Here is a 23810-nt window from a genome sequence, read left to right on the forward strand (position 1 = left end):
CATGAGCGAGATCCTTCCCTACGAGATCCGGCGCGGCGAGATCGAGACCTATTTCGACCGCACGGCCTCCGACGCCTGGAAGCGGCTCACCTCCGACGCGCCGCTCGGCCGTATCCGGGCGAGTGTCCGGGCGGGCCGCGAGGCGATGCGGGACTTCCTGCTCTCGCTCCTGCCGCAGGACCTCACCGGGCTTTGCGTCCTCGATGCCGGTTGCGGCACCGGGGCGCTTTCGATCGCGATGGCGAAGCGTGGTGCCAGGGTCGTTGCCATCGACCTGTCGCAGACCCTCGTCGCGCATGGTCGCGAACTCGCCGCCGCCGCCGGTCTTTCGGACGCGATCCGCTTTGCGAGCGGCGACATGCTGGCGGGCGGCCACGGTCGCTTCGACCATGTGGTGCTGATGGATTCCCTCATCCATTACGAGCCCAACGACGCCATGGCCGCGCTGGCGAGCCTTTCCGCCCGCACGACCCGCTCGATCCTCTTCACCGTCGCGCCGAAGACGCCAATGCTCCAGATGATGCACAGGACCGGCCGGCTGTTTCCTCGCGGCGACCGGGCCCCGGCCATCGTGCCGGTGGCGACCGGCCGCTTGCGCGAGCGTCTGGAGGCGCATCCAGGCCTTGCCGGCTGGGAGGTCGGAGCGGAGCGCCGCATCGCCAGCGTCTTCTACAAGTCCCACGGCATGGAGTTCGTCCGCTCATGAGCGCGATCGGCCGCAAGATCGTCACCTTCGATCTCCTCGCCCGGACCTTCGTTCCCTTCGCCGATGCGGCGACCGCGGAACTGCCGCTCGGCCGGCTGTTCCGCCTCTCGCTGTTCCAGATCTCGGTCGGCATCACGCTGGTGCTGCTCGGCGGGACGCTGAACCGCGTGATGGCGGTGGAACTCGGAATCCCGGTCTCGGTCATCGCGGTCGCGATGGCGCTGCCGCTCGTCGCAGCGCCGGCGCGCGCGCTGATCGGCTTCAAGTCGGACACGCACCGGTCCTATCTCGGCTGGCGCCGCGTTCCCTTCATGTGGTTCGGCTCGCTGATCCAGTTCGGCGGCCTGGCGGTGATGCCGTTCTCGCTGCTTCTCCTGGCCGAGGCCCGGCCCGGGACCATGGTCTATGGCGAAGCCGGCATGACGCTCGCCTTCCTGATGGTGGGCTTCGGTCTGCACACGACGCAGACGGCGGGGCTCGCCCTGGCGACGGACCTCGCCCCGGAGGAAAAGCGTCCCCGCGTCGTCGCCATGCTCTACACCATGCTCCTCGTCGGCATGGTGGGCGGGGCGATCGTCATCGGACGGCTGCTCCAGGATTTCTCGACGCTGCGGCTGATCCAGGTGCTGCAGGGTTCGGCGCTGGTGACGATAGCGCTCACCGGCATCTCCATGTGGAAGCAGGAGCCGCGCCGCCGCGACATCGCCCCCTCGGGCGCAGCGCGTCAGACCTTCGGCGAGGCCTTCGCGATCTTCCGCAGGCAGCCCGGCCTCACCCGGCTGCTCGCGGTGCTCGCCGTGGGAACCGCCGCCTTCGGCATGCAGGACGTCCTTCTCGAGCCCTATGGCGGGGCCGTGCTGCATATGGGCGTCGGATCGACGACGCTGCTGACCGCGCTGTTCGCCGCCGGCAGCCTTCTCGGCTACGTCCTGTCGGCCCGGCTTCTGGGGCGTGGCGGCAATCCGCATGTCGTCGCCGCACTCGGTCTGATGCTGGGCGTTCCAGGCTTCCTGGCGGTGCTCCTGTCGTCGCCCTTCGCCTCCATCGCCGTGTTCTGCCTCGGCACGGCGATGATCGGGCTCGGCAGCGGCCTCTTCGCCGTCTCCATGCTGATCTCGGCGATGGGCCTCGTCACCGAAGGGCGCGGCGGCATGGCGCTCGGCGCCTGGAGCGCCGTCCAGGCGATGGCGCTCGGCATCGCCGTCGCCTGCGGCGGTTTCATCCGCGACGGCGTCGGCGTGCTGGTCGATGCCGCTTGGCTTGGCCCGGCCTTCGCCACGCCCGCGGCCGGCTATTGCGTCGTCTATGCGACGGAGATCGGCCTCGTCTTCGCGGCGCTCGCGGTCCTCGGGCCGCTCGTCAAACCGCAACGCATCCAGCCGCGGCCGGCGCCCGCCCGACGCTTCGGCATCGCTGACCTTCCCAACTGAGATCGAGAATAGGGAGCGACTTTCATGCCTGGATACAGCTTTACCGAGCAGCTCGACATTCCGCTGCTGCTCGTCATGTTGTTCTTCCTGTTCTTTCTCGGCCTGGTCTATCACCTGCGCCAGGAGGACAAGCGGGAAGGCTATCCGCTCGAGAGCGATCGCACCGACCGCTCGGGCGGCCGGGTTCCGGTGGTCGGCTTCCCGCCGCTGCCCTCGCCCAAGGTGTTCCGCCTGATGCATGGCGGGCAGACGGTGGTGCCGCGTCCCCATCGCGACCGCGAACTCAATGCCTTTCCGGCCTACGAATTCCCCGGCGCGCCTCTGATGCCGGCCGGCGACCCGCTGCTCGATGGCATCGGCCCCGCCTCCTACGCCCTGAAGGCGGACACGCCGGACCTCACCGTCGATGGTTCGCTGAAGCTGGTGCCGATGCGGAACCATCCGCACTACTACATCGAGGAGACCGACCCGAACCCGATCGGCATGACGGTGGTCTCCCGCGACGGCCTCGTCGTCGGCACGGTCGCCGACATCTGGATCAACTCGCACGAATACTTCGTCCGCTATCTCGAGGTCGAGACCAATGTCGAAGCCGGCGCCCGGCGCGTGATGGCGCCGGTGGCGTTCGCCAACATCAAGAGCGGGCGCCGCGAGGTCCATTTCTCGTCGCTGACGCGGCCTCAGTTCTCGCGCATTCCGGCACTCGCGAGCGACGACAAGATCACCATGCGCGAGGAAGATCGCATCAATGGCTATTTCGCCGGCGGCGCCTTCTATGACGGCTCGCCCATTCAGGATGCCCTGTCATGACCGAACAGCTCGACGAATTCGACCACATCAAACCCGTCGTCGAGGCGGGCGAACTCCCCGAGGGCGAGCGGATCCTCTGGCAGGCGCAGCCCGATTGGTGGCGACTGGCGCTCTCTGCCTTCCGGCTCAAATACGTGGTGGCGGTGTATCTGACGCTGGCGCTGTGGCGGGTGGGAGCGACCCATCACGACACGGGCTCCTGGGCGGAAGGCTTCGCGCACGCTTCGACCATGCTGCCGGCGCTGGCGGCCGGTACGCTTCTGGCGATGCTCCTGTCGTTCCTGATGGCCCGCTCGACGAGCTTCACCCTCACCGACCGTCGTCTCGTCCTGCGCTTCGGCGTGGCGCTGCCGACGCAGCTGAACATTCCGCTGAAGGACGTCGACCATGCCGCGGTCAGGGTCAATTCCGACGGCAGCGGCGACATCCCGCTGACGCTGCCGAAGAAGGGCCGCCCGTCCTACTTCCAGCTCTGGCCCTTCGCCCGGCCTCTGAAGCTCGTCTCCGCCCAGCCGATGCTGCGCGCCGTGCCGAACGCAGCCGAGGCGGCCAATCTCATCGCCGGGGCGCTCGCCGCCTCGCAAGGCGGACGGCGGGTCACCGTCGCCGAGCAGCGCGTCGCTCCCGCCGGCCTTCGTGCCGGCCGGACGGCGGCAGTCTGACACTGCGGAACAGCACAGGGAGGCGGCCATGAAGAACCTGACGGCAGCCATGAAGAGCGGCGCCTTCAAGATGTATCCGACGCCGGAGCGGCCGATCCCGCGGCCAATCCTCTTCGGCGCCGGCGCGCTGGCGCTGACTGCGCTCGTTGCGATCGGTGCGGGCCGGTTGACCGGGGTGGGCCTGGCGCAAACCCCCGAGGAGGCGACGCTCGCCCATCGCGACATCGCGCTCGTCGAACATGCAGACGGCAGCGTCGCGGTGGTCGATGCGGCGAGCCGCGAGCCGCTGATCTCGATTCCCGCCGGCGGCGGAGCCTTCTCGGTCGAGGTCCTGCGCAATCTCCAGCGCAACCGGCTGCGCAAGGGCGCGCCCGAAAGCGGCGCCTTCCGGGTGGCGCTGAAGGAGGACGGTCGGCTGGTGGTCGAGGATCCGGAGACGCCGCAACAGGTGGAACTGAGAGCCTTCGGGGAACGGCAGGCGAAGGCCTTCGCCGGACTGCTGACGATCGAACAGGAGGATGCGCGATGATCGATTCCCTCTTTGCCAAGCGGGCCGAAGACGTCTGCTGCACCGTCGAGGTGTCGAACACCTTCGAGAGCCTGCACGCCCATGTCCGCTTCGACGGCGGCGTGACGGTCGAGCCCGGCGACGAGGTTCTGGTGCATGGCGCGCCGGTCGCCGTCCCCTATGGCGAGACCGCCTATTTCCGCCGCAAGGCGACGATCCGCCGGGCCGGCTGGCTGGAGCGGACATGGACGCGCCTGACCGGCGATCTCGAATTCATGGAACTTTGCGAATTCTCCTTCTCGGAAAGGGCAACGCTATGAACGCGCACGCCAGGATTGCGCCGGACGCCTCGGACGCACGGGCCGAACCGAACGAAACTACCAAGCTCGCCCAGCAGGACACGCTGCTGACGCCGCGCTTCTACACCACCGACTTCGACAAGCTCGACAAGGTCGACGTCACCGGCGTGCGCCGGGAATGGGACGCGCTGATCGCCGAGATGAAGTCCGATCCCAACAGAGGCCATTTCAAGCGCGACGAGAACTGGGACAAGATCGCGCTCGACGATCTCCCGGAGGGCCTGCGCAAGGAGTTCGTCGACTTCCTCGTCTCGTCGCTGACGGCGGAATTTTCCGGCTGCGTCCTCTACAAGGAGATGAAGCGGCGCGGGACGAACCCCGATATCTGCGAGCTGTTCTCCTATATGAGCCGCGACGAGGCGCGCCATGCCGGCTTCATCAACGACGCGCTGAAGGAGTTCGGGATCGGCGTCAATCTCGGCTTCCTGACCAAGGCGAAGAAATACACCTTCTTCCAGCCGAAATTCATCTTCTACGCGACCTATCTGTCGGAGAAGATCGGCTATGCCCGCTACATCACCATCTTCCGGCATCTCGAACAGCACCCCGAGCGGCGCTTCCATCCGATCTTCAAATGGTTCGAGAAGTGGTGCAATGACGAGTTCCGCCACGGCGAGGCCTTCTCCCTCCTGATGCGGGCGGAGAAGAAGACCCTCGAAGGGCGCAACAAGCTCTGGATCCGCTTCTTCCTGCTCGCGGTCTTCGCCACGATGTATGTGCGCGACCATGCGCGGCCGGAATTCCACAAGGCGCTGGGCCTCGAACCGTCGGACTATGGATTCAAGGTCTTCCGGATCACCTCGAAGATCTCCAGACAGGTCTTCCCGGTGATGCTCGATCTCGACGATCCGCGCTTCAAGGCCGGGCTCGACCGTCTCCTGAAGATCAGCCGCGATATCGACGCTGGGGCCCGCCAGGGCGGTGTGTCCGGCAAGCTCAAGGTTTGGCGCGGCAAGGCGGCCGCGGCGCTGGCCTTCGCCAGGCTCTACACCCTGCCGGTGATCGAGAACGAGATCCCCGAGGAGAGCAGGCTGGTGCCGGTCTGGTGAGGACGAACCGTCATCGTTCCGCCGGCCAGTGGCCATCGCTCGCGTCGCAGGACCAGGGTCGGCGGAATCCTCGAATGTCGTCATCCCGGGTCATGCCCGGGATGACGAGCCTTTCGATGCCGCGATCAAGCGCGAAAGTCACAGGCTGACCCCGATGCCGCATGCCATGCCCACCATAGGAAAACGGCCATGACCGAATATCTCTATCCGGCGCTCTTCGCCCTCTTCGTGTGGTGGGTCTCGACCGTCGCCATCATCTATCTCGACGGCCTGAAGCGCTGGACGTTCAAATACTCGATGATCGGGGCGACGGTGATCTTCGCGATCGCGCTGATCGGCCTCTACACCTCGGCCCGCGACGCCTCGGTGACCGGGGCCTATCTCGCCTTCACCTTCGGCCTCCTCGCCTGGGGCTGGCAGGAGATGAGCTTCTACATGGGCTATGTCACCGGCCCGAGAAAGCAGCCCTGTCCGGAAGACTGCAAGGGGCTGAAGCATTTCGGCCATGCCGTCCAGACCAGCCTCTACCATGAGCTCGCCATCATCGCGGCGGCCGCCGTCGTCGTCTGGCTGACCTGGGGGGCGCCGAACCAGATCGGCATGTGGACCTTCATGGTGCTGTGGTGGATGCATCAGAGCGCCAAGCTCAACGTCTTCTTCGGCGTCCGGAATCTCAACGAGGAGTTCCTGCCCGAGCATCTGGAATTCCTGAAGGGCTTCCTGAACAAGAAGTCGATGAACCTCCTCTTCCCGTTCTCGGTGACGATCTCGACGGTGATCACCGCGCTCCTGGTCGTGGCCGCGATGTCGGCCGACGCCTCGATGTTCGAGCGCGCCGGCTACACCTTCCTCGCCGTCCTGATGGCGCTCGCCATACTCGAGCACTGGATGCTGGTCCTGCCGATGCCGGCCGGCGCGATCTGGTCGCCGGCGCTGAAGTCGAGGGAGGACCGCCAGCCCTTCGAGGCGGAGATCGTCGTCGGTTTCCTCGGGGCCGGCAAGACGACGACGCTGCGCCGGATGCTGGCCGAGGCCGATCCGGAGGTGAAGACCGTCGTCCTCGTCAACGATTTCGGCGAACTCGGCATCGACGGCTCGCTGCTCGAAGGGCAGGGCGCCGACGTGGTCGAGCTATCCAATGGCTGCATCTGCTGCTCGCTGCGCAAGGACCTGTCGGCGCAGCTGCGCGAGGTCGTCGCCAAGATGAAGCCGCAGCGCGTCCTGATCGAGCCCTCCGGCGTCGCCGACGTCGCCTCGCTGCTCCGCGTCCTGCACGAGCCGGAGATCCGGAGCCTTACCAAGGCGCTGAGGCTCTACACCGTCGTCGACGCCGGCGCGTTCCTCAAGGACTTCGCCCGCCTGCCGGACTATTTCCGGATGCAGGCCAGGCTCGCCCCGGTCTTCATCCTCAACAAGACCGACCTCGTCACGCGCGGAGAGATCGAGACGATCCGTGAGACGCTGACGTCGCTGAATCCCTCGGCCACGATCATGACCGCGCGCTACGGGGCCGTCGACGGCGTGATCGACCCCGCGACGGCGCTGGCAAGATGGAGCGAGGCGGAGGACGAGACGGACGATTTCGCCGCGCCGGCCAAGATCCGGCCCGCGCATCGCCACGAAGAGACGCATGCCCATGCGGGGCACGGGGATCATCACGAGGATCACGGCCATGACCACGGTCAAGATCATGACCACGGCCACGGCCACGGGCATGGTCATTCCCATCGTCACCCGGAACCCGGCCTCGGTCTCCAGTCCTGGAGCCGGCCTCTCGACCGGATCGTCTCCGGCGACGAGCTGCGGGCGATCCTCGATCGTGTCGTGGCGGGCGAGGCCGGCGACGTCGACCGGATGAAGGGAATCGCGAAGACGAAGGACGGCTGGCTGCGCTTCGACGTCGCCGGCGGCCGCGCCTCGGTCGCCGCCCATGTCCCGCAGGCTGCCGAGCGCCCGCGTGCGCTGGCGATCGGCGGCGATCTCGATCTTGCCTTCCTCGACCTGGCCTTTTCGGTGATCGAAAAGGGCGAGGGCATGCGCGAACCTGGCGTTCGCGGTGCCGATCTCATGGCGCCCGCCGCCAACATTCTTCCCGCCGAGTAGGGCCGGCGGCGGGGCGGGATCCCGCCCTCACAGCGCCAGCGCGTTGTCGTCGTCCTCGACGGCTTCCCTGCTGGGGAAGCTTGTCGCAAGCGCAAAGGTGAGGGCGCCGACGCGGCCCGCCGCCATCAGCACGATGACGATCAGCTTGCTGTGCGTCGTCAGCTCGGGGGTGAGACCGAGGCTCAGGCCGACCGTGCTCAGCGCAGACACCGCCTCGAACACCACAGGCTCGAAATCCGCTCCCGGCTGGACGAGGAAGAGAAGAACCAGCCCCGCCCCCAGGACCGCGAGATAGCTGGTCAGGGTCGCGGTCGCGATCTGCAACTGGGCGACCGGCATCTCCTGGCCGAAGAAGCGCACGCGCCCGCGTGCCCTCTGCACCGAGCGGACGAGGGCCACGAGCGCGGTGAACGAGGTCACCTTGATGCCGCCGCCGGTGCTGGCCGGTGCGGCGCCCACCACCATCAGGAAGATCAGCACCGTCATCGTGGCGCGCGACAGGCCGCTCGCGGGAAAGGTGTCGAACCCGCTCGTCGATGTCGCGGCCATGGTCTGGAAGAAGGCCGCCATCAGGCGTTCGGCCGGCTGCAGGGTGGCGAGACCTGGATCGGTGGCGAAAAGGAACAGCGTTCCGACGGCGAGAAGCGCAAGGCTGACGCGCACGATCACCTGGCTCGCGAAGCCCGCCTTGCTCTGGCTTCCGGTCAGCCGGCGCACCACGTCGACGACGACGATGAAGCCGAGGGCGCCGAGAATGCAGAGGATCGACAGGACCGAGTTGACGCCGAAATCGCCGCGGAAGGCCTCGAAACTATCAGCGTTGAGACTGAGGCCGGCCGTGCAGAAGGCCGAGATCGCGTGGAAGATCGCACTCCAGCCGGGCTCCTCGACGCCGGCGGCCGAAAACATCGGATACAGTGCCAACGCTCCGACCGTCTCGCAGCAGAGCGTGAACAGGACGACCGACTGGATGAAGAGCTTGGGCTCGATCGTGTCCGGCAGGGAGAACGCCGTGCGCGCGCCCTCGGAGCGGGTCTTGCCGAGGCCGTGATGCAGCGCGAGCACGGCGAAGGAACTGACGGTCATATAGCCGATCCCGCCGAGCTGCATCGACAGCGCGATCACGATCTGGCCGAACACCGTGTAGGAATCCGAGACGCCGATCGTCATCAGGCCGGTGGTCGACACGGCCGAGACCGCGGTGAAGAGATCGTCGACGGCGCCGACGGCGGTGCGATGCGCAAACGGCAGCGACAGCAGGATCCAGGCGACGGTCATGTAGAGGACGTAGCCCGCCAGGAGCAGGCGCGCCGACCTGCCGGAGCGGCGCGGCACCTGCGCCGTCTGCGTGCGCCAGGGCAGGAGAAAGCGAAGGCCTCGCAGCTTCTTCACCAGCCGGATCATGACGCGCAAGACCTGAGTTTCGGCCGCCCGCGCCTCAGCGGTGAGGTCCAATGGCACATGATGGTGGTCCCCGTCCGCCGTTCCTCGGCTCCCTCTGAGCCTTCGCCTCCGCCCTCCGCTTCAGACGGCAGCATAGCGTGCCATGCGCTGCAAGAGGAGCGGCAGACGCGGCAAGACGAAGGATCTGAGGGCCGTTGCCGGCCGTCGGCGCAGTGCCGAGTGGCGGTCGGGCGCTCGATCGCGAACCTCACGTCTTGCTGCGCAGGGAAACGGGCGGCCGTCATGCGACGCCCGCCCGTCTATCTTCCCGAGCGCAATGCCGTCAGTCGAAGCGCGTCGTCGTGCCCTGGGCCGGTCCCTTGTTCGGCGCGGCCACCCCGTTCGCCGACTCGGCGGGCGCCGTCTCACCGCTTTGGCCCGGTGTCTGCGACGGCGGAGGGGTCGGTGACGTCTCCTGCTCTTCGGGCGACTTCTTGCCGGGTGTCTCGTCGGCCGGCAGCGGGTTGCTCGGCGGCTGGCCGGTGCCGGGGGCGTTGTTGGTCCCCTCCTGGCCGGAGGGGAGCATTGGGCTTCCGGGCGCCATCTGGTCCGGCGTGGAGTTCATCGGCGCATCGGTCCCGGTCGGCTCGGTCGAGCCGGGGGCCGTGTTCTGGTCCTGCGGGACGGGTGTCACGGTACCGCCGAGCGTCTCGTCGCCGACCGGTTGGCCCGGCTGCGTCTGCGACTTGTAGTCGGCGCCGCCCTGACCGGCCTGGCCGCCGGCTTCCGGCGTGGTGACGGCGCCGGTGTCCGCGCCACCGCCGGTCTGGCCGCCTTCACTCGATCCGGCCGGAGCGACGGATTCGCCGATCGCTTCCTCCGACACGGCCGCCGGGGTGGGCGCCGGCTGGGCGGCGTCCTGGTCGGGTCCGGTGACCGCGACGGGGATGGCCTGGCCGAGCAGGATCGCCTGCTTGGGAGCCGGATCAGGCGCCTTGCCGTCCTCGGTGAGGCCGACGAGGTAGTGGTCGAGCAGACGGTAGCCTCCGAGCGGCTTGTTGTTGCCCTCGTGGCAGGTGCCGCAGGCGATCTTGGCGGGGTCGCCCTGCGGGCCCTTGCGGCTGGCCGGGAAGACGGAGGCCAGCGGCTCAATGTAGTTCGAGTTGAGATCGCGGGACATGCGGATGCCCCAATAGGCGATCCAGCGGTAGGGGGTGGACTGCGACCAGTCCCGGAAGGCCCGCGAATTGTGGCAGTAGGTGCAGTTGACGCCCATGGACTGCGCCATCTGCATCATGAACAGGTAGAGGTCTTCCGCGTCCTGCTCCTTGGCGACCTCGGCCTTGCCGAAGCGGCTCACCAGCGGGTCGGTCGACTGGATCTGCGCACTCTTGTGCTCTTCGAGAAGGAACTCGTTGTAGGGCACGTCCGGGAAGAACTGGCGGATGGTCTTCGCCTCGATATGCCACGGGCGCGGCTTGCCGAGGAACTGGTCGCCGGATGGCCTTTCCTGCCGGTACCAGGTCCAGGGCGGCACGTTCTGGCCACGGTGGCAGGTGTAGCAGGTGACGCCGGACGGGGCGACGTGCTCGGGCCATTTGCTGTTGATGTAGCGGACCATCTCCAGCATCCGCCGCGCCACCTTCTTGGTGTAGAGGCTGTCATCGGCAAAGCCCTGCTCGGATGTCAGATCGTGGCAGTATTCGCAGCCCTGCTTCGGCGACACCCACTCCGTCATCGCCAGCATCAGCCGGGTGAATTCGGCGTCGGTGAGGTCGGTCAGCACCTGGACGTTCTGATAGACCTCCGTCGCCTTCGGGCTGCCTTCGTTGTCGGCAGGATCGAGCGGTTTGGGCTTGGCCGAGTATGGCAGCACCCGATCCGGATCCTTGAACTGGACCATTTCGATCGCCGCCGGGCCGGTTTCGATCGACTCGATCGGCGGTAGCACCCAGGGCGGAACCGTGACGCCGACGCAAACCGCTGCGAAAGCCAGGATACCGACGACGATGGGGGCGGATCTCAGCCTGGCCGGTCTCATTGAACCACACTCCGCACGGCTTCATCGGGAATCGGGAAGGACGGATAGACGGAGGGGTAGCTCGGCGCGATGCCGTGCTTGACGCCCCAAAGGTACCAGTTGTCGACGACGGTGCCGGTCAGGAGCACGCCGATGGCGCCCGTGAACGTGGTCAGCACCGCGAACCACCAGGCCCAGCGATGGATCGATTCGAAGGTGGCGTTGAAGCCCATGGTCCAGCGCCAGAAGAGGGCGCCGCGCTCGGCGGCCGTGCCGCGGTCGACGATCTCTTCCGCTTCACGCTCGCCGCCGAAGCGGGAGACGGCGAGAATCGTCGCGCCATGCATGGCGAACAGCATGGTCGAGCCATAGAGGAAGACGATCGAGAGCATGTGGAACGGGTTGTAGTACCAGTTGCCGTAGAGCACCGAGACCGACGCCGTCCAGTTCAGATGGGTGATGATGCCGAAGGGCACGGCCTCGGACCACGATCCCATCAGGATCGGCCGGAACAGGCCGAGCGAGAGATAGAGGAAGATCGCCGAGGCGAAGGCCCAGGAGGTGTGCGTGCCCATGCCGAGCGCGCGGGCCCTGGTATAGCTTCTGACCCACCACAGGAGGATCGACGTCGTCAGGAAGAAGCCGGCGAGGATCCACCAGCCGCCGTCGCCGAGCGGGACGAGCGGATTCAGCCCGTATTTCGCCGGCGGCGGGTCGAGCGAGAGGAAGACGATGTTTCGCACGAAGGCATAGGGGTCCCAATCGACCGAGGCCCACATGTTGAGTCCGATGATCTCGATGGCGATGAAGCCGAAGGCGAGCGAGGCCGCGCCCGACCAGCCGAGATAGAGGGGGCCCAGCTGCGGGTCGCCGATCTTGCCCAGCCAGTAGGAGAAGCTCTTGGCCTGGATGCGCGGCTCGCTGTCGCGGAGCGGAACACCCGGATCGAACGGACCGCGGATCTGGATGCGGTTGTAGATGCTGGAATAGGAGCCCATCTCCCCGTCCCCCTCAGTACGAGATGTTGCCGATGGCCGCGGGCGTCTTCAGGTAGAAGTCGAAGAAGTAGGGCCAGCCGCCGTCCCAGAAGGGACCGGAAATGATGATGCAGACCGCGCTCCAGAAGCCGGCGTTCAGCGCGAAGAACAGGCCGAGCCGGTGGATGCCGTAGGGTCCGATGGAGTAGCAGATGAAGTCGCGGAAATAGGCGTTCTCGTGCTCGCCATACTTGACCACCTCGTCCTTGCCGGGATTGACCGCGCCGAGGATCACGCCGGCATGCAGGCCGAGAAACATCGTGGTGGTGAAGAAGAAGGTCACCGCCAGCATGTGCGCCGGATTATAGTGGAAGTGCAGGAACTGGTAGCCGACGTTCGACACCCAGTCGAGATGGCTCATAATGCCGTAGGGAAATCCGTGTCCCCAGGCACCGAGCAGAAGCGGGCGGATCACGACGAGCGAGACATAGGCCAGAATCGCGAAGGAATAGGCGATCGGCACGTGCCAGCCGATGCCGAGCTTGCGGCAGATCTCGATCTCGCGCAGCGCCCAGGAGATGAAGGCTCCGACCGCGCAGCAGGTGATGATCTGCCAGAGCCCGCCTTCGTTGAGCGGGGCGAGGCCGAGCCCGTATTTGATCGAGGGCGGGTTGACCGAGAAGGCGAAGATGTTGGTCTCGTTGCCCTGGCTGATGTCGTAGAAGACCAGCAGGGCTCCCAGCGCCGCGAAGAAGATCGCGGTGACGCCGAAGAAACCGACATAGAAGGGTCCGACCCAGAAGTCGAAGAGGTCGCCACCAACCAGCGTACCGCCGCGGACCCTGTATTTTCGCTCGAACGACAGCATCGCCATGGCGCGACCCTTCCACGTGGGTTGAAGAGAATGCGGGGCGGCGAAGACGTTGGCGCCGCCGCCCCGGTGCTTAAGGCGACGTCCTCAGGACAAGAGGACGCCAGTCTCGAGCTGGCCCGTCTGCACGGCGGCCGGCGGCACCGGATTGGCCAGCCAGTTGAAGCGCGCGGTCGACAGGAGGATGAAGTGGATCAGCAGCGCCAGCACCAGAAGGAAGGTGAACAGCCCGATCAGGGCCCGCCGCGGATCGAAAAGCAGCCAGGTTCTCCACATGGGTTCGCTCCTAGCTCAGCATGGTGAGGAGGGGATGCAGCACCTCGAGGCTCGACACGTTCACGTCGGGCGTCTGCAGCCAGGGCCGCCAGATCCAGACGAGAATGTGAGCAACGACGGCGATGCCGGTGAAGACGGCGAAGGAGGTGACGAAGAGTCCGTTGAACTCCTGCGCCTCCCGCTCCGTCAGGCCGGATAGCGTTCCTGCTTCTCGGCCGGTTACGGTGGTTTCTGCCATGTTCCTTTCTCCTTGGTTCTACTGCCTTCGTTTGGAGGCCCGATGCCGATGCGCCGGGTCCGCCGCTGTCGAAGCCTTAAATTCCCGAGCGCTATCGCATGAAGGCGTAGGGGAGGACCGAATGCGCCGCCGCTCGGGCGTCGCTGAAGACCGCGAAATAGCTGCCGGGCTCGACGGCGATCGGCCGCAAGCGCGCCGGAACGAAGCGCGAGATCAGCGCCACGGCCAGGAACAGCGGGAAGGAGAGCGCGTAGATGATCCGGTATTCCTGACGCTCGGAGCGGAACAGAGCGCTGCCTTCATGATGGACGAGGCTCATCGGATGGTCTCCTTCGGACGCTGATGGGAAAATTCACCGCGCCGCCGCGCGGCGCGAGGGCGGAGCGAGGCGAGGCGGGTCATGCCGGCGCCTTTTCGGCCAGGCGGGCCGCAGAAAGGTGGTGGGGTTCGACCGATGCGGCGCGAGCGCCCCGGGCGGCCGTTTCCGCCGCGTCCCGCATCCGCCGCGCGGCGGAGATGCGTACGAGAACGGGTTCGCGCGCGATCGCGGCTTCCAGCGCGGTCGTCGCTTCCGCGGACCAGGGGAGTTCGGCATGCCGGCGGGCCGGGGTCGGATCGACGGCATCCATGTCCGTGCCGAGCGGCAGGATGTGGAAGAGCGTGTCGAACAGCGCGTTGCAGACTTCCTGGACGAGATAGGTGGCGCCGGAATAGCCCATGAAGGGCGTGCCGGTGTGGCGCCGGATCGCCGCGCCCGGGAAGGAGGCGGGAATGAAGGTCCCGCGCCCGCCGGCCTCGGCCAGGTACATGCGCTCGTTGTAGCTGCCGAAGAGGACGAGCGGCGGCGTCTCCTTCACCATCCGCCGGACTTCGTCGTTCAGCGTCTTCTTGCCGGCGAGCCGCGGCACGGCGAAGCGGCAGGGCAGGCCCATCTCGTCCTCGAGGAAGTGGCGGACGCCGCGCTCATAGGTCTCGTTGGCGACGATGGCGAAGCTCGCCGTGCCGAAGAAGTCCTGCGTGACCGAGCGCCAGAGATCCCAGAGCGGCTTGATCGTGGTGTGCTTCTCGCGGGTGATGAAGGGCTCGGGATCGAGCCCGAGCATCTCGCCGAGCGTGCGCAGGAAGGCGGTGGTCGAGTGGAGCCCGATCGGCGCCTGCAGATAGGGGCGCTCCAGCGCCTCGCAGAGCTGGCGGCCATATTCGCGGTAGAGGCAGACATTGGCGTCGGCGGTCACCAGCTTGGGAATGTCGCGCAGGTGGCTGCCCAGCGGGAAGACGAGATTGACCTCGGCGCCGATGCCCTCGATCAGCCGGCGGATCTCATGGAGGTCCGACGGCATGTTGAACATGCCATAGGCCGGGCCGATGATGTTGACCCTCGGCTTCTCGCCGTCCTTGCGTTCGCGCGGGGCGGGGATCTTGCCCTTCTTCGGGCCGAACTCGGTCAGGAGCCATTTCAGCGCGCGGTCGGCGCACTGCCACTGGTCCTCGTCGATGGTGCGCGGCAGGAAGCGCTTGAGATTGGTGCCCTCCGGCGTCACGCCGCCGCCGATCATCTCGGCGATCGAGCCGGTGACGACCACCGACGGCTCGCTCGGATCGAGCGTCGCATGCGCCCGCTTCATCGCGCCCTCGGTGCCGGTCTGGCCGAGATTGTCCTCGGACAGGCCGGTGACGACGATCGGCAGTTCGTGCGGCGGGAGCGCGTCGGTGTAGTGGAGGACCGAGGTGACCGGCAGGTTCTCGCAGCCGACCGGACCGTCGACGACGACCTGAAGGCCCTTCACCGCGGTGAAGACGTAGACGGCGCCCCAGTAGCCGCCGGCGCGATCGTGATCGAGGACGAGCATCAGACGTCCCCCATCCCGGCGTCGTAGGTGGACGCCTTCTTGCCGTTGATCGCGACGTCGGCGCGCAGCTTCGGCTTCTTCGGGGCGGGCGGAACGTCCTCCCAGATGCCGCTGGTGTGACCCGTGCCGACGCCGTCGAAGAAGGCCAGCATTTCGTCGAAGCGCGGCTTGGAGGAGATCGCCCCGTTGACGACCTCGGCCAGCGAGCCGGCGCCGGCGGGTCCCATCAGCGGACGCGCCGAGATCAGATTGGTGAAGTAGAGCGCCGGCGTGCCGGACTGCTTGGCCTTCTGGACGACCGGTGTCGTGCCGATCGCGAGATCGGGTTTGAACTCCTCGAAGGCGGCGAGATCGTCTTCCAACGAGGCCCGGAACTTCACCTGAACCCCGCGCGCGGCGAGCCATTCGCGGTCGGGATCCGACCACTTCGTGCGCGGGCAGGCGGTGCCGACATAGCGAAGATCCGCGCCGCTTTCGACGAGAAGACGGGCCACCAGAAGCTCCGAGCCCTCATAGCCCGACAGCGTGATCCGCCCTTTGATCGGGGAGCCGGCCAGCGCGCCACGGACCCCCGGCAGGATGGCATTCTGGGTGGCCGCGATCGTCGCCGCCGGAACGTCTGCCGCGTCGCCGACCGCCTTGAGCCAGTCCGCCGTGCCATCGACGCCGACCGGGGCGGAGCCGACGACCGGCCGACCGGCCGCCTCGAACTCGCGGATCGAGGCCGTGTAGAAGGGGTGGATCGCGGCGGCGACCGTGCAGTCGAGCGCGGCATAGAGTTCGCGCCATTCGCGGGTCGGCACGACCGGTCCGGCGGCGAGGCCCATCGGCTCAAGCAGCCGGCCGATGACCATCGGATCGGCGGGGAACATCTCGCCGAGAAGCGCCACCGACGGCCTGTCCGTGCGCGGTTGGCGCGGCGCGGCGACCGGCCCCTCTTCGGCTTCGCCGCGGGCATAGGCGAGCATTGCGCCGGCGAGGATGTCCTTCGCCTCGGCATGGGTCGGCACGCCGAAACCGGGAACGTCGATGCCGATGATGCGGACGCCGTCGATCGCCTTGGGAAGGAGGCGAAGCGGGACGCCGGAGGCCGTCGGCACGCAGAGATTGGTGACGACGATGGCGTCGTAGAGCTTCGGGTCGGCGAGATCGTGGACCGCCTCGCGGATGTCCTCGAACAGCTTGCCCGTGACCAGCGTCTCGGAATTGAACGGGACGTAGCCGACGGTGCGGCGGGCGCCATAGAAATGCGAGGTGAAGGTCAGGCCGTAGACGCAGCAGGCCGAGCCCGACAGAACCGTCGCCGTGCGCCGCATCCTCAGGCCGACCCGCAGCGACCCGAAGGCCGGGCACATCGATTGCGGCTGGTCGTGCGGGCCGACGGGGTAGTCCTTGGCATAGCGGCCGAGCGTTTCGCTGGCGCCGGCCTTTTCGGCCGCCGCGCGCATCTCGGCCTTGCCGGCATGACACGACGCGTCGCCATCCTGCGGCGTGGCCGGCGTGGCCGGCGTGGCGGCCGGGGCGCTGCCGCTGCCGTCGTCGCGTCTGAGGTCGGTGTCGGAGAAATCCATCAGGCCGTCCTCACGCGTTGTCGTAGACGACTTCGAGGGACGCACGCTTGGCGACCGGCTTGCCGCGCATGTCCTCCTGGCTCGCAGGAAGCAGGGTGTAGTCGCGGCCGGTCTCCTCGCTGGAGAACAGGCCGAGCAGGCCGTCCTGGGTGAGCGGGGTCGGATGGCGCGGCGGGGCCTCGGCGACGTTCAGCGCCAGTTCCTCGAACAGGGGCGCCCAGCGCCCGCCGGGCTGGCCGACGATCTGGTAGTTCGCGCTCTTCTTGCGGATGTCCTCGTCTGCCGGGATCGCCGAGAGGATCGGGATGCCGACGGACTTCGCGAAGGCCGCGGCCTCGCCGGTGCCGTCGTCCTTGTTCACCACCATGCCGGCGACGCCGACATTGCCGCCGAGCTTGCGGAAATATTCCACCGCCGAGCAGACATTGTTGGCGACGTAGAGCGATTGGAGATCGTTGGACCCGACTACGATGACCTTCTGGCACATGTCGCGGGCGATCGGCAGGCCGAAGCCGCCGCAGACGACGTCGCCCAGGAAGTCGAGCAGGACGTAGTCGAAGCCCCATTCGTGGAAGCCGAGCTTTTCGAGGAGCTCGAAGCCGTGGATGATGCCGCGCCCGCCGCAGCCGCGGCCGACTTCCGGCCCGCCGAGCTCCATGGCGAAGACGCCGTCGCGCTTGAAGCAGACGTCGGAGATGTCGACTTCCTCGCCGGCGGCCTTCTTGGCCGAGGACGTCTGGATGATGGTCGGGCAGGCCTTGCCGCCGAAGAGCAGCGAGGTGGTGTCGGACTTCGGGTCGCAGCCGATCAGGAGGACGCGCTTGCCCTGGCTCGCCATCATGTAGGAGAGGTTGGCCAGCGTGAACGACTTGCCGATGCCGCCCTTGCCGTAGATCGCGATGATCTGGGTTTCCTTGGTGACCGGGGCGGTCGACACCGCATCGGGCTCGCGGGTCGCCTCCTCGCGCAGAAGCGCGACCATCTCGGCAGTGGAGCCCGTCGCGTCGCGCGTCTTCTTCAGAGCGGTCATTCTCAGGCTCTCCAATCCAGGATCATTTTCAGGCAGTCGGCGTCTTCGAACGCCGTGCGGTAGGCTGCATCGGCGGCGCCAGGGCGGCCGCGATGGGTAGCGATGCCGGACAGCGACAGCCGGCCTGTCTCGGCGAGGCGGATGACGGCGGCCATGTCCTCCGGGCGCCATTCCGCTGCGATCCTGATCTGCGCTTCGCGCATGAAGGCCGGCGGGAAGGCGAAGGCGACCGGCTGCTTGTAGAAGCCGGCCAGAACGATCTCGCCGCGCCGGGCAAGGCGCGGCATCAGCTGGTCGAGGATCGCGGAATCGCCGGAGACATCGAGGGCAGAGGCGTAGTCGCGGCGCTCGTCCTCGGCCGGATCGACCACGGCATAATTGTCCGCGCCGCCGCGCCGCGCAGCTTGGGTCTCCCAGACGGTGGGACGGCCGCCGAGTGCGACAGTGATGCGCGCCACGAGGCGGCCGAGTGCTCCGTGGCCGATCACGAGTTCGGGCAGGGCGCTGCCGATGCCGATCGCATGATGGGCCGTGGCGGCGAGCGCCAGGAGCACCGCATCCTCGTCCGTGATGCAGTCCGGCAGCGGAGCCAGGCGGTCGGCCGTGACCAGAAGGTCGGAGGCCGAGGCGCCGAACAGGCCGCGGGCTTCCGAGAAGCCCGAGGAGCCGGGGACGAAGACGCGCGAACCGGCCGCGATCCGGCCGGTGTCATCTGCCACCGCGACGCGTCCGACTGCCTCGTAGCCGGGAACCAGCGGATAGCCGAGGCCGGGGAACGGCGGCATCTCGCCGGTCCACAACAGGCGCTCGGTGCCGGTCGAGATGCCGGAGACGTTGATCGAAACGATCGCCTCGTTCGCCTTCCGCTCGTTCAGGGCGATCTGCGCGACGACGAGATCCCGCGGCTGGCTGAACTGGATTGCTTGGCAATGCGGCACGAGGATTCTCCGGGATGCAGAAGTGTAAAGTTAACTGGACAGACATTACTGTCAAGAAAATGATACGCTGCGGCGCGGTATTTCGCCGAGCACGATGCGGGCGGCGACTGGCAGCGAGGTCGGGATTTCCCTGACGCGAGAAAGACCCGCGGCATTCATCAGCCGGCCGATTTCTTCCGGCGTGCGGGCGCGTCCGCGGCCCATGGCGAGCAGGTAGAAGCCGAAATAGGCGTCCGCGACGGGGGCGGAGTGCTGGTTTCCTGCCATCGGCTCGGCGATCATCACCACGCCGCCGGGCGCGAGTCCGTCGCGAATCTTGCGCAGGAGGCGGATCGCCGCGTCGTCGTCGTGGTCGTGGATGATTCGGACCAGGCTGACGAAGTCGCAGTCCTGCGGAAACGGGTCCTCGAAGAAGTCGCCGGAATGGACGCTCACGCGCCGGCCGAAGCGGCTGTCGGCGAGGCGCTTGCGGGCGATCCCGGCGACCGGCGGAAGGTCGAACAGATGCAGTTCGATCTGGGGATGGCGTTCGGCGACCTTCGTCAGGAACCGGCCGTCGCCCCCGCCGACGTCGAGCATCTTCCGCGCCCAGGAAAAGTCGTAGGAGGCGATCACCTCGTCGGCGACGAAGTCCTGGCTCGTCGACATGAGGTCGGTATAGGCGGCGACGTCGAAATCCGTGTTCTCGGCCGGGGCCTCGCCTTCCTGCCCCGGCTTTCGGCCCGCAGCATAGGGCCACAGACGTGACAGCGCGGTGTCCTTGGTCTCGCCCTTCAGCAGCGCGACGGGATCGCGCAGGTCGTCGTAGAGGACGCCGTGGTGGCGGATCATCGCCTGGACGCCGGGATTTGCCATCAGCGCGGCGCCGAGCGGGCCGAGGCCATAGAGCGGCTCGTTCCCGTCGTCGTCGATCTCGACCAGATCAAGCGCCGCCGAAGCCCGCAGGAGCCGGCGCGAGGCCTCTTCCGGCAGTCCGATCGCGAAGGAGACTTCCGACAGGCTGCGCGGCCGCTCGGCGAGCCGGTCGAACAATCGGAGTTCCACGCCCGCACTGAGGATCTGCGAGTAGACGAAGCCCGCCGTCAGATCGAACAGGCGCCGCGAGGAGCGCCGGGCGAAGGGCCGGGTCAGCCAGCTGCGCGCGGCGCGTAGCTGGAAGCTGCGGTCGGCCAGGCGCCGGTTGCGGGCCATCCGCCAATCCTGCCGCCAGGGCCGGAAATAGCGACGGATGGCGCGCATCGGATCGGCCCAGCCGGAGGATGCGGACGGGTCTGCGGGTTCTGTCTTGCTATCCGACATCGTCGACATGGGCGTCAAACCTCTTGGACGGATGCATATGTCAAAACAAGTGGACATCTCCGGCGGCGCCGTGTCAATCTCTCCTGACGATGACTGAGAAAAGATCGATCCGCGTCGCGATCGTCGGCGCCGGCATTGCCGGCTTGGCGGCCGCCGCACGTCTCTCGGCGGAAGGCGCCGACGTGACCGTTCTGGAGGCTTCCGACGGCCCCGGCGGGAAGCTGAGCACGGCCGTCGTCGCGGGCCGGACGATCGATGTCGGGCCGACCGTCCTGACCATGCGCGACGTCTTCGACGAGGTCTTCGCCGCGGCCGGAGAGAGGCTCGACGACCATTTGACGCTCGTCCGCTCGCCGACGATCGCGCGCCACGTCTTTGCGGACGGGGGGAAGCTCGACCTCTTCGCCGATGCCGCGCGGTCCGAGGCCGCGATCCGCGAATTTGCCGGCGAACGCTCGGCGCGCGAGTTTGCCGCCTTCAGCCGGCGGGCGCGGGACGTCCACGAGACGCTGTCGCCGATCTTCATGCGCGCGCCCCGCCCTGCGGGCCCGCTGGGGTTGGTCGCCCGGGCGGGCGCGGGCGGGCTGCCGGCGATCCTGAGGATCGGCGCGCAAACGACGCTGTGGAGAGCCCTCGCGGCGGAGTTCTCCGATCCCCGGCTCGCCCAGCTCTTCGCCCGCTACGCGACCTATAACGGCTCCTCGCCCTTCCTCGCGCCGGCGACGCTGATGCTGATCGCCGAAGTCGAGCGCGCCGGCGTTTGGCTGGTCGAGGGCGGCATGCACGCACTGGCGGCAGCGCTGGCGGGGCTCGCCGAGCGCCGTGGCGCAAGGTTCCGCTACGGCGCGGCGGTGGAAGTGGCGGAGACCATCTCGGGCCGCGCGAGCGGCGTGCGGCTCGCCTCCGGCGAGCGCATTCCAGCGGATGTCGTCCTTGCCAATTGCGACGCCGGAGCGATCGCCGCCGGTCTCTTCGGGCGCGAGGCGCAAGGCTCGGTCGATCCGCCGCTGAAGACCGACGAACGCTCGCTCTCGGCACTGACCCTCGCGCTCGTCGCCAGGACCTCGGGCCTGCCGCTCCTCAGGCACAACGTCTTCTTCTCCGCAGACTATCGCGGCGAGTTCGACGACATCCTGTCGCGCCGCCGGCTGCCGGAGGACCCCACGGTCTATGTCTGCGCCGGCGACCGCGACGGCGAAGGCCGTCTGTCGGACGAGGCCCGCGCCGCCGGCACCGAGCGGCTGTTTCTCATCGTCAATGCGCCGGCCGACGGCGACATCCGGACATTTCGGGCAGAGGAGGTGGAGCGATGCGTGACGGCGGCCTTTTCCAGGCTGGAGGCCTCGGGCTTGCAGGTGGCGTGGCGGGACGCGCCGATGGTCCGTTCGACGCCCTCAGATTTCGCGAGACGGTTTCCGGGGACGGGCGGAGCGCTCTACGGGCGGGCCTCGCATGGGTCGACGGCTTCGTTCCGGCGGCCGGGCGCGCGAACCCGGATGCCGGGGCTCTATCTGTGCGGCGGCAGCGCTCATCCGGGAGCCGGCCTGCCGATGGCGGCCCTGTCGGGCAAGATCGCCTCGGACGCTATTCTTTCGGACCGCGCTTCGACCAGCAGGTCCCTCCGGGCGGCTATGCCTGGTGGTATGTGGACGCGCTTTCGGCCGACGGAACCTTCGGGCTGACGCTGATCGGCTTCGTCGGCAGCGTGTTCTCGCCCTATTACCGCTTCGCCGGCCGCCGGGAGCCGGAGGACCACGTCGCCCTCAACGTCGCCTTCTACGGGCCGCGCGCCAAGCGCTGGACGATGACCGAGCGGCGGCGCCGGGATCTGCATCGCGACGCCGGAACGCTCGCCGTCGGTCCGAGCGCCATGCATTGGGACGGCTCCGGCCTGACCGTCGAGATCGACGAGGTGAGCCCGCTTCTGCCCTATCGCGTCAAGGGCCGGGTGCGGCTCTATCCGGAAGCGATCGTCAACCATCCCGTGGTGCTAGACCGGCAGGCGCGGCACTGCTGGTGGCCGATCGCGCCGTGCGCGCGCGTCGAGGTGGAGCTGGACAAGCCCGCGCTCTCCTGGTCGGGCAGCGGCTATTTCGACTTCAACACCGGCGAAGTCCCGCTGGAGGAGAGCTTTTCGAACTGGAACTGGTGCCGCGCCAGCCTGCCCGACGACACCGCCGTCCTCTACGATCTCGTCGACCGGGACGGGCAGGCCTGTTCGCTGGCGATCCGCTTCGACCCGAAGACGGGCGTCAGCGACTTTTCGCCGCCGCCGGCCGCGAGCTTGCCCTCGACCTTCTGGCGCATGCGCCGCTCCACCCGCGCCGAGGCGCCGAGCGAGGCGCGGGTCGTGGAGACGCTGGAGGATTCGCCCTTCTACGCCCGATCCGTCGTCGCCACACGCCTCCTCGGCCGCGAGGTGACGGCGATCCACGAAAGCCTCGACCTCGACCGCTTCGCCCGGCCGGTGGTCCAGGCCATGCTGCCCTTCCGGATGCCGAGACGGTTCGTCTGAGCAGCAGAGGAGGGTAAGCAAGCAATTGCGGGTCGCGGACGATCAGCCGCGTAACGATGGCGTCGTGCCTAGCGAACAATGTCGCAAGCCCCTTGACCGAAGCGGCGTGCCGGCGATCTCCCCGATGGCCCGGCTGCCGGATGGTGGTCACCGCTGGCCGCAACGAAGGAGACATCGCTTGAGCCGCACCCGCGACAGCCGCCACATCTCGGTTGACGAGCCGGCGAGGACGCCGCCGGCCAGCATCTTCTTCGCCTATATCGCGATGGCCCCGCTCGCCGCCGGGGCGATCTTCCTCTGGTTCGCGCCCGATGCCCAGGCCTTCCTGGTTCTGAACCTCGTCCTGTTCTGGGGCGCCTCGATCCTGACCTTCCTCGCCGGCGTCCGGCGCGGCGTCAGCTTCCGCACGCCCTCGGGGCCGACGATCGCCCAGCTCGCCATGATGCTGTGGCTCTTCGTCCTTGGCTTCGTGGCGCTGGTCGCGACGGTCTGGGGATTTCCTCTTCTGGCGACGCTGATCGAACTTTCCGGCTATGTCAGCCTTGCGGTCCTCGATCCTATTGCGGCCAAGAAGGGGGAGACGCCTCTGTTCTTCGAGCGGCTGCGCCCGGTGCAGATGGCGATCCCGATCCTGTCGCTGATCGCGATCGCCGTCTTCGTCTGGCAGAGCCCGTTCCTCTAGGCGATCACCTCCGGTCGGGGTCGAGCGCGATCGCCCTGTCCGCGGTGAGGGCGTTCACGCAGGCATAGAATATGTTCGTGCGGATCGTGCCCTCCTTGAAGAACTCGTAGCGCCGGTCGCATTCCGCGTCGCGGAAGGCAATCCAGGCCCGCTGCGCCTTGAGTAGCGCCGCCGCGACGGAGGGCTCGGCCCCGCTCTCGGCCTGCAGCCTTTCATCGACCTCCTTCGCAGCGGTCATGGCGGTTCTGTAGCGCTCGTTGAGGATCGCGTCCCAGGCCTGAAGTTCGCGGTCGAGACAGGCGTCGATGCCCTGCGTGCTCTTGCCGTCGGGCGCGTCCTGGCAGGGGTTGGCGATGACGCCGACACATCCCTGCGGGTCGTCGCCGGCCTTGGAGAGACAGGCCTTCACGGTGGCGGTGTCGGCCTTCACGTCGCCCGTCTCGGCAAGCGCGGGATGGGCAATCAGCGCGACCATCGATAGTGTCAGGACGATATGGCGCATCCGCGTTCGACCTTTCTCCTTGGGATCAGCG

At 67.6% G+C, this 23810-nt stretch carries 24 protein-coding genes; 11 read left to right on the forward strand and 13 right to left on the reverse strand.

The window, feature by feature from the left end:
- The first annotated feature begins 1 nt into the window (after position 1).
- From bchM to puhE, 8 genes are all read left to right on the forward strand, one after another.
- Entirely contained in the window at positions 2-706 is a 705-nt protein-coding gene (gene bchM / locus LH400_RS16735) for a magnesium protoporphyrin IX methyltransferase (protein ID WP_229153997.1), read from the forward strand.
- Positions 703-2136, forward strand: coding sequence for a BCD family MFS transporter (locus LH400_RS16740; RefSeq protein ID WP_229153999.1), 1434 nt, complete (start codon positions 703-705; stop codon positions 2134-2136). Before bchM ends, LH400_RS16740 begins: the two co-directional genes overlap by 4 nt.
- A 24-nt stretch (positions 2137-2160) precedes the next feature.
- Positions 2161-2946, forward strand: coding sequence for a photosynthetic reaction center subunit H (gene puhA, locus LH400_RS16745; RefSeq protein ID WP_229154001.1), 786 nt, complete (start codon positions 2161-2163; stop codon positions 2944-2946).
- On the forward strand, positions 2943-3608 hold the full coding sequence (gene puhB / locus LH400_RS16750) for a photosynthetic complex putative assembly protein PuhB (protein WP_229154003.1): 666 nt from the start codon (positions 2943-2945) through the stop codon (positions 3606-3608). Before puhA ends, puhB begins: the two co-directional genes overlap by 4 nt.
- 28 nt (positions 3609-3636) lie before the next feature.
- Complete coding sequence (gene puhC / locus LH400_RS16755) at positions 3637-4137, forward strand: photosynthetic complex assembly protein PuhC (RefSeq protein ID WP_229154005.1); 501 nt, start codon at positions 3637-3639, stop codon at positions 4135-4137.
- Positions 4134-4436 carry a hypothetical protein gene (locus tag LH400_RS16760; RefSeq protein WP_229154007.1) on the forward strand — a complete coding sequence of 101 codons (303 nt, stop codon included), beginning with the start codon at positions 4134-4136 and terminating at the stop codon, positions 4434-4436. The genes puhC and LH400_RS16760 overlap by 4 nt, the downstream gene beginning before the upstream one ends.
- Positions 4433-5524: a magnesium-protoporphyrin IX monomethyl ester (oxidative) cyclase gene (gene acsF / locus LH400_RS16765; RefSeq protein ID WP_229154009.1), complete on the forward strand. Its 1092-nt coding sequence runs from the start codon at positions 4433-4435 to the stop codon at positions 5522-5524. The genes LH400_RS16760 and acsF overlap by 4 nt, the downstream gene beginning before the upstream one ends.
- A gap of 189 nt (positions 5525-5713) precedes the next feature.
- Complete coding sequence (gene puhE, locus LH400_RS16770) at positions 5714-7627, forward strand: putative photosynthetic complex assembly protein PuhE (RefSeq protein ID WP_229154011.1); 1914 nt, start codon at positions 5714-5716, stop codon at positions 7625-7627.
- 27 nt (positions 7628-7654) lie between these two features.
- Here the strand turns inward: puhE and LH400_RS16775 are convergent, their stop codons facing one another.
- The 12 genes from LH400_RS16775 to LH400_RS16830 all read right to left on the reverse strand — a co-directional run bounded on the left by LH400_RS16775 (position 7655) and on the right by LH400_RS16830 (position 20089).
- Positions 7655-9031, reverse strand: a complete 1377-nt coding sequence (locus tag LH400_RS16775) for a TrkH family potassium uptake protein (RefSeq protein ID WP_229154428.1) — start codon at positions 9029-9031, stop codon at positions 7655-7657.
- Between the two features lie 322 nt (positions 9032-9353).
- A complete protein-coding gene (pufC, locus tag LH400_RS16780; protein ID WP_229154013.1) occupies positions 9354-11051 on the reverse strand; it encodes a photosynthetic reaction center cytochrome PufC in 1698 nt (565 codons plus the stop codon).
- Positions 11048-12028 carry a photosynthetic reaction center subunit M gene (gene pufM, locus LH400_RS16785; RefSeq protein ID WP_229154015.1) on the reverse strand — a complete coding sequence of 327 codons (981 nt, stop codon included), beginning with the start codon at positions 12026-12028 and terminating at the stop codon, positions 11048-11050. The genes pufC and pufM overlap by 4 nt, the downstream gene beginning before the upstream one ends.
- 13 nt (positions 12029-12041) lie before the next feature.
- Positions 12042-12881, reverse strand: coding sequence for a photosynthetic reaction center subunit L (gene pufL, locus LH400_RS16790; protein WP_229154017.1), 840 nt, complete (start codon positions 12879-12881; stop codon positions 12042-12044).
- Positions 12882-12965: 84 nt separating this feature from the next.
- On the reverse strand, positions 12966-13154 hold the full coding sequence (gene pufA / locus LH400_RS16795; RefSeq protein WP_229154020.1) for a light-harvesting antenna LH1, alpha subunit: 189 nt from the start codon (positions 13152-13154) through the stop codon (positions 12966-12968).
- A gap of 10 nt (positions 13155-13164) precedes the next feature.
- On the reverse strand, positions 13165-13392 hold the full coding sequence (gene pufB / locus LH400_RS16800; RefSeq protein WP_229154021.1) for a light-harvesting antenna LH1, beta subunit: 228 nt from the start codon (positions 13390-13392) through the stop codon (positions 13165-13167).
- Between the two features lie 91 nt (positions 13393-13483).
- Positions 13484-13711: a hypothetical protein gene (locus tag LH400_RS16805; RefSeq protein ID WP_229154023.1), complete on the reverse strand. Its 228-nt coding sequence runs from the start codon at positions 13709-13711 to the stop codon at positions 13484-13486.
- A gap of 79 nt (positions 13712-13790) precedes the next feature.
- Positions 13791-15242 carry a chlorophyllide a reductase subunit Z gene (gene bchZ / locus LH400_RS16810; RefSeq protein WP_229154025.1) on the reverse strand — a complete coding sequence of 484 codons (1452 nt, stop codon included), beginning with the start codon at positions 15240-15242 and terminating at the stop codon, positions 13791-13793.
- Positions 15242-16813, reverse strand: a complete 1572-nt coding sequence (bchY, locus tag LH400_RS16815; protein ID WP_229154027.1) for a chlorophyllide a reductase subunit Y — start codon at positions 16811-16813, stop codon at positions 15242-15244. Before bchY ends, bchZ begins: the two co-directional genes overlap by 1 nt.
- Before the next feature lie 10 nt (positions 16814-16823).
- Positions 16824-17843, reverse strand: coding sequence for a chlorophyllide a reductase iron protein subunit X (locus tag LH400_RS16820; RefSeq protein WP_229154029.1), 1020 nt, complete (start codon positions 17841-17843; stop codon positions 16824-16826).
- A gap of 2 nt (positions 17844-17845) precedes the next feature.
- On the reverse strand, positions 17846-18781 hold the full coding sequence (gene bchC, locus LH400_RS16825; RefSeq protein WP_229154030.1) for a chlorophyll synthesis pathway protein BchC: 936 nt from the start codon (positions 18779-18781) through the stop codon (positions 17846-17848).
- A 51-nt stretch (positions 18782-18832) separates the two neighbouring features.
- Positions 18833-20089: an acetylserotonin O-methyltransferase gene (locus LH400_RS16830; RefSeq protein WP_229154031.1), complete on the reverse strand. Its 1257-nt coding sequence runs from the start codon at positions 20087-20089 to the stop codon at positions 18833-18835.
- Positions 20090-20169: 80 nt separating this feature from the next.
- Here LH400_RS16830 and crtD point away from each other — a divergent pair, with 80 nt between their 5' ends.
- The 3 genes from crtD to LH400_RS16845 all read left to right on the forward strand — a co-directional run bounded on the left by crtD (position 20170) and on the right by LH400_RS16845 (position 23277).
- The gene (crtD, locus tag LH400_RS16835) at positions 20170-21762 is read left to right on the forward strand and encodes a 1-hydroxycarotenoid 3,4-desaturase CrtD (RefSeq protein WP_229154032.1); all 1593 of its coding nucleotides are present in this window, start codon (positions 20170-20172) and stop codon (positions 21760-21762) included.
- Entirely contained in the window at positions 21726-22595 is an 870-nt protein-coding gene (locus LH400_RS16840; protein WP_229154033.1) for a carotenoid 1,2-hydratase, read from the forward strand. The genes crtD and LH400_RS16840 overlap by 37 nt, the downstream gene beginning before the upstream one ends.
- A 178-nt stretch (positions 22596-22773) precedes the next feature.
- Positions 22774-23277, forward strand: a complete 504-nt coding sequence (locus tag LH400_RS16845; protein ID WP_229154034.1) for a DUF3429 domain-containing protein — start codon at positions 22774-22776, stop codon at positions 23275-23277.
- A gap of 4 nt (positions 23278-23281) precedes the next feature.
- Here LH400_RS16845 and LH400_RS16850 read toward each other — a convergent pair whose 3' ends face one another.
- On the reverse strand, positions 23282-23779 hold the full coding sequence (locus LH400_RS16850; protein ID WP_229154035.1) for a lysozyme inhibitor LprI family protein: 498 nt from the start codon (positions 23777-23779) through the stop codon (positions 23282-23284).
- Positions 23780-23810 lie beyond the last annotated feature (31 nt).

It is taken from the genome of Jiella soli, assembly GCF_020615385.1.
GTDB lineage: Bacteria > Pseudomonadota > Alphaproteobacteria > Rhizobiales > Rhizobiaceae > VKMB-3413.